Origin of the sequence: Rhizobium sp. N122, from assembly GCF_002211295.1 — a bacterium.
In the GTDB taxonomy this organism is placed as follows: domain Bacteria; phylum Pseudomonadota; class Alphaproteobacteria; order Rhizobiales; family Rhizobiaceae; genus Rhizobium.
Genome location: NZ_LOKU01000034.1, coordinates 136,520 through 150,014 on the forward strand (window position 1 = coordinate 136,520; position 13,495 = coordinate 150,014).

General features: G+C 61.6%; 10 protein-coding genes and 1 pseudogene. 9 read left to right on the top strand and 2 right to left on the bottom strand.

The genetic code is table 11. From position 1 onward, the window contains the following. The first annotated feature begins 146 nt into the window (after nucleotides 1-146). The 7 genes from sfnG (at nucleotide 147) to ATY75_RS22325 (ending at nucleotide 7,811) form a co-directional block, all read left to right on the top strand. Nucleotides 147-1,256, top strand: a complete 1,110-nt coding sequence (sfnG, locus tag ATY75_RS22295) for a dimethylsulfone monooxygenase SfnG (protein WP_088939242.1) — start codon at nucleotides 147-149, stop codon at nucleotides 1,254-1,256. A gap of 114 nt (nucleotides 1,257-1,370) precedes the next feature. Beyond that, nucleotides 1,371-2,285 (top strand): ABC transporter ATP-binding protein, encoded by a 915-nt coding sequence (locus tag ATY75_RS22300; RefSeq protein ID WP_088939243.1) that lies wholly within the window; start codon nucleotides 1,371-1,373, stop codon nucleotides 2,283-2,285. Then, the gene (locus ATY75_RS22305) at nucleotides 2,285-3,181 is read left to right on the top strand and encodes a branched-chain amino acid ABC transporter permease (protein WP_088939244.1); all 897 of its coding nucleotides are present in this window, start codon (nucleotides 2,285-2,287) and stop codon (nucleotides 3,179-3,181) included. Before ATY75_RS22300 ends, ATY75_RS22305 begins: the two co-directional genes overlap by 1 nt. A 1-nt stretch (nucleotide 3,182) precedes the next feature. Further along, complete coding sequence (locus ATY75_RS22310; protein WP_088939245.1) at nucleotides 3,183-4,226, top strand: branched-chain amino acid ABC transporter permease; 1,044 nt, start codon at nucleotides 3,183-3,185, stop codon at nucleotides 4,224-4,226. A gap of 94 nt (nucleotides 4,227-4,320) precedes the next feature. Continuing rightward, entirely contained in the window at nucleotides 4,321-5,655 is a 1,335-nt protein-coding gene (locus ATY75_RS22315) for an ABC transporter substrate-binding protein (RefSeq protein WP_088939246.1), read from the top strand. Between the two features lie 82 nt (nucleotides 5,656-5,737). Beyond that, nucleotides 5,738-6,532 carry an ABC transporter ATP-binding protein gene (locus tag ATY75_RS22320; RefSeq protein ID WP_088939247.1) on the top strand — a complete coding sequence of 265 codons (795 nt, stop codon included), beginning with the start codon at nucleotides 5,738-5,740 and terminating at the stop codon, nucleotides 6,530-6,532. Between the two features lie 31 nt (nucleotides 6,533-6,563). Further along, entirely contained in the window at nucleotides 6,564-7,811 is a 1,248-nt protein-coding gene (locus tag ATY75_RS22325) for an SfnB family sulfur acquisition oxidoreductase (RefSeq protein ID WP_088939248.1), read from the top strand. A gap of 94 nt (nucleotides 7,812-7,905) precedes the next feature. Here the strand turns inward: ATY75_RS22325 and ATY75_RS22330 are convergent. Then, nucleotides 7,906-9,258 (bottom strand): annotated as a pseudogene (locus ATY75_RS22330) (alpha-L-fucosidase); the annotation flags it as partial. Nucleotides 9,259-9,282: 24 nt separating this feature from the next. Continuing rightward, a complete protein-coding gene (locus ATY75_RS22335) occupies nucleotides 9,283-10,287 on the bottom strand; it encodes a LacI family DNA-binding transcriptional regulator (protein ID WP_088939250.1) in 1,005 nt (334 codons plus the stop codon). Nucleotides 10,288-10,475: 188 nt separating this feature from the next. Between ATY75_RS22335 and ATY75_RS22340 the strand changes: the two genes are divergently transcribed. Next, nucleotides 10,476-12,401, top strand: a complete 1,926-nt coding sequence (locus ATY75_RS22340) for an ABC transporter substrate-binding protein (RefSeq protein WP_088939251.1) — start codon at nucleotides 10,476-10,478, stop codon at nucleotides 12,399-12,401. Nucleotides 12,402-12,503: 102 nt separating this feature from the next. Continuing rightward, entirely contained in the window at nucleotides 12,504-13,490 is a 987-nt protein-coding gene (locus tag ATY75_RS22345; protein ID WP_088939252.1) for an ABC transporter permease, read from the top strand. The last annotated feature ends 5 nt before the right edge of the window (nucleotides 13,491-13,495 follow it).

Below are 13,495 nucleotides of genomic sequence, written 5' to 3' on the forward strand. Positions count from 1 at the left end.
GATTAAAGCGGATTGCTTTTGAGCCGTCTGCATCATGAAGATCGTCGCGCTCCAGCGGCACTATCAAAAGATACCGGCGGCCGAAGCCGCAGGGGCAGCGAGCTGGCGGCTCGGCGCATAGAACGAAATTCAAGAGGGAGCTTCACATGACTTTTTCCAATGCTTCGCACGACCCGGTCAAATTCGCCTATTGGGTGCCGAATGTTTCGGGCGGCCTGGTCATTTCGGATATCGAACAGCGCACAAGCTGGACGATCGAATATAACAGAAAGCTTGCGCAGATCGCCGAGGCGAGCGGTTTCGATTATGCTCTCAGCCAGATTCGGTTCACCGCAGGCTACGGCGCGGAATTTCAGCACGAGTCCGTTTCATTCAGCCACGCCCTTCTGGAATCGACGACGACGTTGAAGGTGATCGCGGCGATCCTGCCCGGTCCCTGGAACCCGGCGCTTGCCGCCAAGCAGATTGCCACCATCAATCACCTGACCAATGGACGTGTTGCCGTCAATATTGTCAGCGGTTGGTTCCGCGGTGAGTTCACCGCCATTGGCGAGCATTGGCTCGACCATGATGAGCGCTATCGTCGCTCGGAAGAGTTCATCCGCGCGCTTCGCGGCATCTGGACCGAAGACAACTTCACCTTCCGCGGCGACTTCTATCGCTTCAACAATTATTCGCTGAAGCCGAAGCCGATCGATCCGCAGCCGGAAATTTTCCAGGGCGGCTCTTCGCGTGCGGCGCGCGACATGGCGGCACGCGTGTCCGACTGGTATTTCACCAACGGCAATACGCCGGCTGAAATCCGCAAACAGGTCGACGATATCAAGTCGAAGGCCAGGACGAACGACCATTCCGTGCGGGTCGGGGTGAACGCCTTCGCGATCGTCCGCGAGACGGAAGAGGAAGCCAAGGCGGTCCTCGCCGAAATCATCGAGAAGGCCAATCCTGAGGCCGTGAACGCTTTCGGGCATGAGGTGAAGAATGCCGGCAAGGCCTCGCCGGAAGGTGAGGGCAACTGGGCGAAGTCCTCCTTCGAGGATCTTGTTCAATATAATGACGGCTTCCGCTCGAACCTCATCGGGACGCCGCAGCAGGTGGCGGAACGGGTCGTCGCGCTAAAGCAGGCGGGTGCGGACCTGATCCTGCTCGGCTTCCTGCATTTCCAGGAAGAGGTCGAATATTTCGGCAAGCATGTGATTCCGCTCGTGCGGGAACTCGAAGAGGCCGCCAAGGCGCAGGCGGTGGCTGCCGAATAAGGCCGCCAACCGTCCTGAAAATCTCTTGCAAGCGACGCGCCACCAGGGCGTGGGCCGATCGGCCCACGCCACAGAGAGTTGTGCGCCGCATTCAATCCGCATGGAGGACACCCAATGCCCGCCGCGACCTATTCCCTTGACGTGCTGGATACCGGCGCGCCGCAGGGCTCCGGCGCCCCGATTGCCCGCCCACTACCCCTGCCGTCAGGCAAGGCGGGCATGCCGCAACCAGGCGAAGAGACTCGTGCTCTCGCATTGCACGGGATCAGCCTGTCATTCGGCGGGGTCGCGGCGCTTGTCGATGTGGATCTTTCCATCGCCGCGGGAGAAATCCGCGCCGTCATCGGGCCGAATGGCGCCGGCAAGAGCTCGCTGATCAATATCATCAGCGGCGTCTACCGCTCCGACCGCGGCCATGTCGGCATCGGCTCCAACACTTACCGGCACGTGCCGACGGAACGGCTGGCCTCGCTCGGTGTCGCCCGCACCTTCCAGAACCTGGCCTTGTTCAAGAGCTTGAGCGTCATCGACAATGTCATCGCCGGTCGAGCCTATAGAGCGCGCTCGACTTTTGCCGGGCAGATCCTCGGTCTTGGACGGGCTCGACGCGAAGAAGCCGAGGCGCGCGAACGCGCCGGCCGTGTGCTTGAATTTCTGCATCTCGACCAAGTGGGGCATCGTCTGGCGGGCACGCTGCCCTATGGCCTGCAAAAGCGCGTCGAGCTTGCCCGTGCCCTGGCGGTCGAGCCGAAGGTCTTGCTCCTGGACGAACCCATGGCCGGCATGACGGCGGCGGAAAAGGCCGAGATGGCGGAATTCATTCGCGCGGTCCGCGATCGATACCGGACAACCATCATCCTCATCGAGCACGATATCGGCGTGGTCATGCAGCTTTCCGACCGCATCGCCGTCCTCGATTACGGTCGCAAGATCGCTGACGGGACCCCGGACGAGATCCGTTCCGACGAACGCGTCATTGAGGCCTATCTCGGTGTCGTTGCGGAAAACGAGGAAGGGGAGAGCATCTGATGGCGGATTTCGACTGGCTTTTCCTGGTCGAGGTACTGGTTGGCGGCTTGCTGTCCGGCGTGATGTACTCACTTGTCGCGATCGGTTTCGTGCTGATCTACAAGACATCAGGCGTCCTCAACTTCGCGCAAGGAGCAATGTTGCTGTTTGCCGCGCTGACCTTCGTCAGCCTCGTCGAGCGCGGCGTTCCCTTTGCCTTGGCGCTCGTCATCACATTCGCGGTCATGGTGCTGATCGGCATCGCCATCGAGCGCACCGTTTTGCGGCCGCTGACCAATAGGCCGCCGATCACGCTCTTCATGGCGACGCTCGGGCTCTCCTATATCATCGAGGGCGCGGCTCAGCTTATCTGGGGTACGCAGGTCCATGGCCTGGAGCTCGGCATCGAGGACGTTCCTTTCGATGTCGGCGGCGTGTTCATCAGCCAGTTCGATCTGTTTGCGGCCGCAGTCGCTGCTGTCATGGTGGCCGTACTCTCGGTCTTTTTTCGCTACACCCGCATCGGCCTCGCCTTCCGTGCCGTCGCGGACGATCAGTTTGCCGCACTGGCAGTGGGGCTGAAATTGCCCTGGATATGGTCAACCGTCTGGGCGGCCGCCGGTGCCGTGGCGCTCGTGGCCGGCCTGTTGTGGGGCGCGCGGCTCGGCGTCCAGTTCTCGCTGTCGCTGGTCGTCCTGAAAGCGCTTCCGGTTCTCGTCCTCGGCGGTTTCGATTCCATTCCGGGGGCGATTGTCGGCGGCCTGCTGATCGGCGCGACCGAAAAGCTCGCGGAGGTCTATATCGGCGAATATTTCGGCGGCGGCATCGAAAGCTGGATCGCCTATGTCGTAGCGCTCGGCTTCCTGCTCATCCGCCCGTCCGGCCTATTCGGGCAAAAGCTCGTGGAAAGGGTCTGACATGGCCGTCATCGTCACGGATCTCCATCCCGGTCGGTTCTCCAGTCCCTGGCTGGCACCCGTCGCCATCGTCGCGGTTGCCTATCTCGTCGTTCCCTTCATCGGCTCGACCTATTTGTTCGAAGCGATCCTCCTGCCGTTCCTGGCGCTCAGTCTGGCCGGCGTCGGCCTGAACCTGCTCACCGGCTATGCCGGCCAGGTCTCGCTTGGAAGTTCTGCCTTCATGGCCGTGGGGGCCTTTGCCGCTTACAATTTCAATCTGCGCGTCGACGGTCTGCCGCTTATCGTCAGCATTCTGCTGGCCGGTCTTTCTGCGGCCGTCATCGGTATCGTCTTCGGCCTGCCGAGCCTTAGATTGAAAGGCTTCTATCTCGCAGTGTCGACGCTTGCCGCGCAGTTCTTCGTGCAGTGGACGCTTACCAAATTCAGCTGGTTTTCGAACGACTCCGCCTCCGGGGTTATCGATGCGCCGCCTTTGACCCTTGCCGGCATCGAGTTTGCCGGCCCGATCGGCCGCTACCTCTTTGCGCTAACCGTCGTCGTCGTGCTGACCTTCCTCGCTCACCGGCTGACGACCTCGCAAACCGGCCGCAACTTCATCGCCGTGCGGGACAACGAGACGGCGGCGCGCATCATCGGGGTGCCCGTGCTGAGAACCAAGCTGCTCGCCTTTGCAATCTCCTCCTTCATCATTGCAGTGGCGGGGGCTCTATGGGCTTTCGCCTATCTCAGAACCGTCGAGCCGGCCGGTTTCAATCTCGACCGGTCCTTCCAGATCCTTTTCATCATCATCATCGGCGGGCTTGCCTCGACGCGGGGCGCCTTTCTCGGCGCTGCACTGATCGTCGTCTTCCCGCTCCTGCTGTCGCGATTGGGCTCGTTCCTGCTCGGCGATCTCTTCGATTCCGGCGTACTCGACATGAGCCAGCGCATCGTGCTCGGCGCCCTGATCATTTTGTTTCTGATCCTCGAACCGGACGGGCTCTCCTCGCTCTGGGACAAGATCCGAAGGCGGCTCGGCTCTGCCGTCGGCAGACGAGCCTGACCAAGCCGGGGCGCAAGCTCCGAACACCAAAACGCATCGCTCATTCAACCAGATTCGGTCTCAGCACCGGACAATACCCGGAGTGTATCCAGACATGACCATGCTTGCGAAATTGAAGGCCGCCGCCATTGCGGCAGGCCTGGCCGTCTCGGCCGCCATACCGGTCGCCCACGCGGACGAACAATATTTTCCGCTGCAGAGCTACCGCGTCGGGCCCTATGCGGCCGGCGGCACCGGATTCTTCGGCGGCTTCATCGATTATCTCAACCTGATCAACACGCGCGACGGCGGCGTGAACGGCGTCAAGCTCACCTGGTCGGAAGCGGAAACGCAATACGAGGTCGAGCGTGGCGTCGAGGCCTATGAGCGCCTGAAGAGCAATCCGAATATCGCCGCCTGGAACCCGCTTTCCGTTGGCATCGCCTATGCCATGATCGACCGCATCACCCAGGACAAGGTGCCGCTGATCACCATCAACCACGGGCGCACCGACTCCACCGATGGCCGCGTCTTCCCCTATGTCTTTCCGCTGCTGCTCAATCCCTACAGCGAGACCTCGGGCATCGTGAACTACATCGCCTCCAAGCTGGGCGGACCCGACAAGCTGAAGGGCAAGAAGATCGTCGTGCTTTATCACGGCTCGCCCTACGGCAAGGAGACCATCCCGATTTACGAACTGCTGTCGAAGCAATATGGCTTCGAACTGCAGCAGATCGAAGTGCCGCATCCCGGCAACGAGCAGCAGGCGCAATGGCTGACGATCCGTCGTGCCAAGCCGGATTATGTCGTGCTGCGCGGCTGGGGCGTCATGAACCCGGTTGCTCTCAAGACGGCGGCCAAGACGGGGTTCCCGGTCGATCACATCATCGGCAACGTCTGGTCGAACTCCGAGGAGGATGTCATCCCGGCGGGCGATGCAGCCAAGGGCTATACCGCGATCACCACGCAAGCCTCCGGCGCGGAATATCCTGTTGTCCAGGAGATTGTGAAGACGCTCTATGACAACGGCAAGGGCAATCTCGAAGACAAGAAGCGCATCGGCTCGGTCTACCACAATCTCGGCATCGTCAACGGCATCCTGAACGTCGAAGCCATCCGCATCGCACAGGAAAAGTTCGGCCACCGCACATTGACGGGCGACGAGGTCCGCTGGGGCTTCGAACATCTGCAGCTTGATCCCGCCCGCGTTGAAGCACTCGGCGCCAAGGATCTGTTTCATTCGATCAATGTCACCTGGGACAATCACGAAGGCAATGGCTACGTGACCTTCCAGCAGTGGGACGGCAAGAAATGGAACGTCGTGTCCGATTGGATCGCGCCGGACTGGGCACTGCTCAGGCCGATTATCGAAAAGTCCTCGGAAGCCTATGCCAAGGAAAAGGGCATCAAGCTGCGCACGGCTGACGATGCGCAGACCGCGACGAACTGAGCCGATGGCCGGGCATTGGCGGGCCCGAGGCCCTGCCGATTGCCCGGCTCTTCCGCGAAACCACACTGAGATCGGGTGGACCATGGCTGGAAAAGACGTTCTGCTGCGCGTGGACGGGGTCAAAGCGACCTATAATGGTGCGATCACCGCGCTCCACGGCGTCAGCTTCACTGTGCGCCGCGGCGAAATCCTGGCGCTGCTGGGTGCCAACGGCGCCGGCAAGACGACGACCCTCAAGGCGATTTCGAACCTGCTGCCGGCCGAGCGCGGCGAGATCACCGCCGGCGGCATCCTCTATCAGGGCCGCGACGTCACCAAGGCAAAACCGGCCGAATTGGTGCGCGCCGGTCTCGTTCAGGTCCTCGAGGGCCGGCATTGCTTCCGCAATTTGACCATCGAGGAAAATCTCATTTCCGGCGGCCTGGGACGAAGCGGTTCACGCGCCGAGATCGCTCAGGACCTGGAGCAGATCTACGCAATTTTTCCCCGGCTGAAAGACAAGCGCCGCGCATTGTCCGGTCTTGCGTCCGGCGGCGAGCAGCAGATGGTGGCGATCGGCCGCGCGCTGATGTCGCGTCCGACCCTGTTGGTGCTCGACGAGCCGTCGATGGGACTGGCGCCGATTATCGTCCAGGACATTTTCCGGACGCTGCGGCGGCTGAACGTTGAAAGCGGGCTTTCCATTCTCGTCGCCGAACAGAATTCCGCTGTCGCCCTGCGCTATGCCGATCGGGCGACCGTTCTCGAAAACGGCGTGACCGCGCTTTCGGGGGATGCTGCCGAACTGCGTCGGCGCGACGACGTCAGGGCATTTTATCTCGGCCAGAAAGCAGCACCCACCTCCGTGTCTTCGACAGCAAGCCTCCCACCGGCCTGAGCGGCCCCATCATCAACCAGGAGAAACCATCATGACGCTCTCACAGGTCAACACTGAAAATGCCGCCAAGGCCGTGCCGGCGGTGCCGCGTCCGGCCGAGCGTGCCCATGTCATCAAGGACGATGGCGAGGCGATCGCCGTCGCCAGGCGGCTTGCCGCCGAATTCGTCCAGGGCTCGGCCAAGCGTGACCGCGAACGGATCTGGCCGGTGGCCGAGCTGGATGATTTCTCGCAAAGCGGACTGTGGTCGATCAACGTGCCGAAGGCCTTCGGCGGCCCCGAGGTTTCCTATGCGACGCTCGCCCAGGTGATCGAGATCATATCCGCGGCTGACTCCTCGATCGGCCAGATCGCCCAGAACCATCTGGGCGTCGTTGCCGCGATCCGGACCGTATCGGATCTTGAGCAGCAGAAGCTTCTTTTCACCGAAGTGCTGAAGGGCACCCGTTTCGGCAATGCCTTTTCGGAATTCGGTTCGAAACGGGCGGTCGATTTCGAGACGCGCTTTACCGATGCCGGCGACCATGTCGTCGTCAACGGGCGCAAGTTCTATTCCTCCGGCGCGCTGCTCGCGCATCTGGTGCCGATCGTCGCGCTCGATGACCAGGGGCGGGCATGGTATGCGATCGCCGAGCGCGATGCGCCGGGCCTGACTGTCATCGACGACTGGTCTTCCTTCGGCCAGCGCACGACGCTGTCGGGCACCGTGCTGCTCGACAACGTCAAGGTGCCGAAGACCCATCTCGTGCCGGGATACAAGGGTTATGAAGTGCCGACCGCCGATGGCGCAATCTTCCAGATCATCCAGGTCGCCGTCGACACCGGTATCGCGCAGGCCGCCATCGACGAGACCGTCGCATTCGTGCGCACCAAGAGCCGGGCGTGGGTCGATAGCGGCCTCGATCATGCCTGGGAAGACCCCTATACGATCCAGGCTGTCGGCGACCTGGCGCTGCGTCTGCATGCGGCGCAGGCGCTGCTGGAGAAGGCCGGTCGTTCGATCGATCGGGCGGTGCTCGATCCTAATGCGGAGACTGTCGCCGAAGCGCAGATCGTCACGGCAGAGGCCAAGATCCTCTCGACCGAAATCGCAATCGCGGCGACGAACAAACTGTTCGAGCTTGCCGGAACCCGCTCGACGCTCGCCGAACACAATCTCGACCGCCATTGGCGCAATGCCCGCACCCATACGCTCCATGATCCCGTACGCTGGAAATACGCCATTCTCGGCAAGTATTTCCTGAACGGGGAGAAGCCTCCGCTTCACGCCTGGAGCTGAAGATCGAAGGGTCTCCCACGTCTTGACGGCGTGGGAGACCTTCAAGCGTGGAATTATCCCGCAGTTCAAATTGCCGCAGCGTCCTTTGCGCGCTTCAGAAGACGCGCGGCATCGCAGGATTGGCAGCACTCCCCGCCTTGAGCTTGACCTCGATGACAGGGACGACCACCTTGGGGCGGCGCACCGGCAGGACGAAGGTCAGCTCGTCGTCGGCGACGGGGAACTGGGTGTTCGTCCATAGCGTATTGGCGGACGGGCGCAGCCAGGTGACCTCGCTGGCATCATGCAGGAACTGCGCATATTCGATCTTTCCGGCCAACGCATCGAAATGCAGATGCTTATAGGGCCAGTTGAACAGGTGGATATAGAGGCGGTCGCCGTTCTGGGTCAGGCGGCAATCGGGCGGAGCGGTGAAATCGGACTGGGTGCAGCCGACGATGCTGCGCTCGTGCAGCGCCATCCACTCCTCATAAGCGGCAAGGGCTGATATCGCCCGGTCATCGAGCGTGCCGCGTGCCGTCGGCCCGACATTCATCAAGAGATTGCCGCCGATCGCGACGGTGCCGACCAGCATCTGCACCAGCTGCTCCGTGCTTTTCCAGGTGTCCTCGTCGCGATGATAGCCCCAGGAACCGCTGAGCGTCTGGCAGGCTTCCCAGACGACGCGCCGGCCGTCGCGTTTCGGCCAGGCGCGCGGCATATATTGCTCCGGCGTGACGATGTCGGGCTGCAGACCGGCGAGGTCGAGCCGGTTGTTGATGATGATATCGGGGGCAAGCTCGCGCACCAGGCGCACGAGTTTTTCGCTTTCCCAATCCCGATGGCCCTTTCCGACAAGCTCCCCGAGCTTCCACTGCGGATAGCTGAAGTCGAACCACAGGATGTCGATCCGGCCGAACTCGGTCAGCAGCTCGCGCACCTGCTCGCGCATGAAGGCGGCATAGCGCTGCATATCTCGGCCTTTGTTGATCTCCAGCGCCTCGGGATGATTGCGCTGCGGATGGCGCGGATCGACGGTGAAATCGGCATGATGCCAGTCGATCAGCGAATAGTAGAAACCGATCCTCAGGCCTTCGGCGCGGAAGGCGTCGACGAAGGGGCGCAGCAGATCCTTGCCATAAGGGGTGTTGGTCACCTTGAAGTCGGTGGCCTTGGTGTCCCAGAGGCAGAAGCCTTCATGGTGCTTGGTCGTCAACACCACATATTTCATGCCCGCGGCCTTGGCGCGCCTCGCCCATTCGCGGGGGTCGTAGAGATCGGGGTCGAAATGATCGAAATACTTCTGATAGTCGGCGTCACCAAGCTCTTCGCGGCTTTTGACCCATTCATGGCGCGCCGGCAGGGCATAGAGCCCCCAATGCACGAACATGCCGAACCGGTCGTGAACGAACCAGGCTTTCTTCTCTTCGGGCAGGGCCAATGACTGCAGATTGCCGGCATCCATGGGATATTCCTCCTGTTGATCGTCTGATCATGTCGTTTCGCGGACGATAAGTTCGGGCACGATGACGATGCCGTGCTGACGGTTTTTGGTGGCGATGCGGCTGAGCAGCAGGCGCACGGCTTCCTCTCCCATTTCCCGTTTCTGCACCCGTAGCGTGGTGAGTGCCGGAGACAGCAGTTCGGCAGCCGGAATGTCGTCGAAACCGATGAGGGCGATCTGTCCGGGGATCGAAATGCCGGCTGCCCGGCAGGCCTTCATAGCGCCGATCGCATTGAGGTCGTTGTAGCAGATGAGGGCATCGATATCGGATGTTTCCGCCAGCAATTGCGCCGCCGCCTGGCCGCCGGCAGCGGTGGGGTCGCAGTAGACGATGCCGTGCGCCTTCAGCCCATGGGCTGTCAGCGTCTTGCGGAAGCCGACGAGGCGGCTCTTGCCACCGAAGGAGCTGCGCGGCCCGGCAATGATCGCGATTTTGCGGCGGCCGCGTTCGACCAGATGGTCGATCGCCCGCGACGCGCCGGTCTCGTAGTCCGTGACAATGGTTCCGGCGATCTCGTTCGGAGCCTCGCGGTTGATGAGCACGACGGCGCGGTGGGGTGCGAGCGCCTTATGAAGCGCGGCATCGGGCAGCCGGGCGCTGCAGACGATGATCCCGTCGACGCGATGCCTGAGCAGCGCTTCGATGAGCTCCTCTTCCCGCTTGCTGTTTTCGACGACGTTGGACAGCAGCAGGTTATAGCCGGCCGCACTTGCCGCATCCTCGGCGCCCCGGATGACCTCGGGAAAGAACGGGTTGGTGATGTCGGGCACAAGAAGGCCGATGGTCTTCGACCGGTCGGACCGCAATCCGCGCGCAAAAGGATTGGGACGATAATTGAGTTCGTTCGCCGTAGCGAGAATGCGCTGACTGGTTTCGGCGCTGGCGCCGCCCCGGCCGTTGAGCACGCGCGAGACCGTCATCGGCGACACGCCTGCGGCATGGGCGACATCGGCGATGGTTATTTTGGAATCTGGTTCTTTGGGGTCGCTCAAGGGCTGTCTCTGAGGGGGCAGAAATTTACGATAACGATAACTAACATAGTTTCAGCGAAAGCCAAGTCTTTGCGGGGGGGTCTTCACGCCAATGCGAATCTTTTTGACAAGATTGAACGATAACGTTAACGTTTGGAATTGAGGAGACTACGTTAACGATAACGTAATTAGAGCATAGGGAGGAGAGAATGCAGCACGTCAGGATTCTACGACGGCAGGTTGTTTCCACAGTTGCCGCGGCCATCTTCATCGGTGCCGGCTGGGCCGGCGCCGCGCTCGGTTTTCAGGAGGCGCCCGAACTCAAGGCGCTGGTCGATGCCGGCAAGCTGCCGCCGGTGGACAAGCGGCTGCCCAAGGAGCCACTGGTGCTCACGCCACTTGAATCGGTCGGCATCTATGGCGGCACTTGGCGCACCGCCACCTTCGGCGGCGGCGACAGCGAGATCGAGCGTTCGATCGGCTATACGAGGCTGGTCCGCTGGAATCCGGAATGGACCGAGGTGATCCCCGACATCGCCAGGAGTGTCGAGGTCAACGAAAATGCCACCGAATATACCTTCACGTTGCGGGAAGGCACGCGTTGGTCGGATGGCGAGCCCTTCACCGCCGACGACCTGGTGTGGTGGAACGAGAATGTGCTGCGCAATACCAAGATCACGCCTGCCGCACCCGACTGGCTGACCGCGGGCGGAGAGACCGTCAAGGTCGAAAAGTTAGCCGACGACAAAGTCCTCTTCAAATTTGCCGCGCCGAACGGCTTGTTCCTGATGAACATGGCGACCGTGCGCGGCTCCGATATCCTGGCGGCGGCACCCGCGCACTACCTCAAACAGTTTCACAAGGATTTCAATCCCGACGGCATCGACGCCCTGGTGAAGGCGGCCGGCGCGACCGATTGGGTCCAGCTCTTCAACAACAAGATCGGCTTTCCCGGCCGCTGGCGCGATCTCGGCCGGCCGACGCTCGATGCCTGGGTGCTGACCGCGCCCTATAACGGCACGACCCAGGTCGTCGCCGAACGCAATCCCTACTATGCCAAGGTGGATACCGCGGGAAATCAGCTGCCTTACTTCGATCGCATCACCATCGACGTGATGCAGGATACGCAGGCGATCATCCTGAAGGCGATCAGCGGCGAAATCGACATGCAGAACCGCTTCATCGAGACGACGGACGCCCGTACCGTCATCGTGCAGAACCAGCAGAAGGGTGGTTACGGCCTATTCATTGCCCGGCCGGCCTGGTCGAACGCGCTGCTGATCACGCTGAACCAGACCCACAAGAACCCGGCCTTGCGTGCCGTCTTCTCCAACAAGGATTTCCGCATCGGCCTCAGCTACGCCATCAACCGCGAGGAGCTCAACCAGCTGATCTATGCCGGGCAGGCCAAACCCTATCAGGCGGCACCCCGCGAAGGCAGCGCGCTCTACGACGAGAAGATGGCGACGCAGTATCTCGAATATAATGTCGACCTCGCCAATCAATATCTCGACAAGGCGGGCCTGACCAAAAAGGACGCCGAGGGTTTTCGCCTCGGTCAGGACGGCAAGCGCATCACTTTCGCGATCGATGCGCTGACCGGCAGCCCGATCCAGGTCGACGCGCTGGAAATGATCCAGCGCTATTGGCGGGCGGTCGGAATCGACATGCAGCCCCGCCCGGCTGAACGTTCGCTGATCTTCTCCCGCCTGCAGAACAACGACAATGACGGCCTGGGATGGGTCGGCGGCGGCGGCTACGACTTCCTCGGCCTGCTCGATCCCAAATGGTATTTCCCGCACGAATACGAGTCGAGCTTCGCGACGGCATGGGGTCTCTATTACCAGAACCCCAAGGATCCGAATGCTCAGGAACCGAGCCCGGCCGCCAAGAAGCAGATGGATCTGTACCGGCAGGTGCAGGAAGCCCCGACGCTCGAAAAGCAGCTTGAAGCCATGAAGGAACTGCTGGCGATCACCCGGGACGAATTCTACGTCATCGGCACCAATCTCGAGCCGGATCGCGTCGGCATCGTCAAGACCAATATGCACAACGTCCCGAAGGTCATTCCCAGCACGTCCTTCTACATGACGCCGGGACCAGCGAAGCCCGAGACCTTCTACTACCAGCAGTAAAGACATCCGATCGGCGGAATGGCGTCCCAGGGCGCCATTCCGACAGCAGTCCCGCCCCATCACCCAATCCGATCCGCGATTGCCGATCGAAGGAGCTTGAATATGGCCGGCTTCATCATCAGACGGCTGCTTTACATGATCCCGATGATGTTCGCGATCTCGGTCGTGACCTTCATCATCATCCAGCTGCCGCCGGGCGATTTCCTGACCGCGATGACGGCGCGTCTTGCCTCCCAGAACGAAACCATCGATCCCGGCGTCATCGCCGGCCTGCGCGAACGTTATGGCCTCGATCAGCCTTGGGCGGTGCAATATTGGAAATGGATCAGCGGCATCCTGCTGCGCGGCGATTTCGGCCAGTCCCTCGATTGGAACAAGCCGGTCAGCGAGCTGATCTGGGCGCGCATGGGCCTGACGATGGTGGTCTCGGTCACAACGCTGCTCTTCGTCTGGACGGTGGCTTTTCCGATCGGCATCTATTCGGCGGTGCGGCAATATTCGGTCGGCGATTACTTCGCCACCTTCTTCGGCTTTCTTGGGCTTGCCATCCCGAACTTCCTGCTGGCGCTGGTGCTGATGTTCGTCTCGGCGCAGTATTTCGGCCAGAGCGTCGGAGGGCTGTTTTCGCCCCTCTATATCAACGCCGCCTGGAGCTGGGCCAAGCTCGGCGATCTCATCTCGCATATGTGGATCCCGGTCGTCGTGCTCGGCACCGGTGCGACGGCGGCGCTGATCCGCATCATGCGCGCCAATCTGCTCGACGAACTCAACAAACCCTATGTCGACATGGCGCGGGCCCGGGGCCTGAGCGAAATCCGGCTGCTGCTGAAATATCCGGTGCGCGTCGCGCTCAACCCCTTCGTCTCGACGGTCGGCTGGGTGCTGCCGCACCTTGTCTCGGGTTCGGTGGTGGTCTCCATCGTCCTCAGCCTGCCGATCACCGGACCGCTGCTGCTCAACGCCCTGTTTGCCCAGGACATGTATCTCGCCGGCACCTTCATCCTGCTGATGAGCATGCTGACGCTGATCGGCACGCTGATCTCCGATCTGCTGCTCGCCTGGCTCGATCCACGCATTCGCAATGGCTGAAGGAC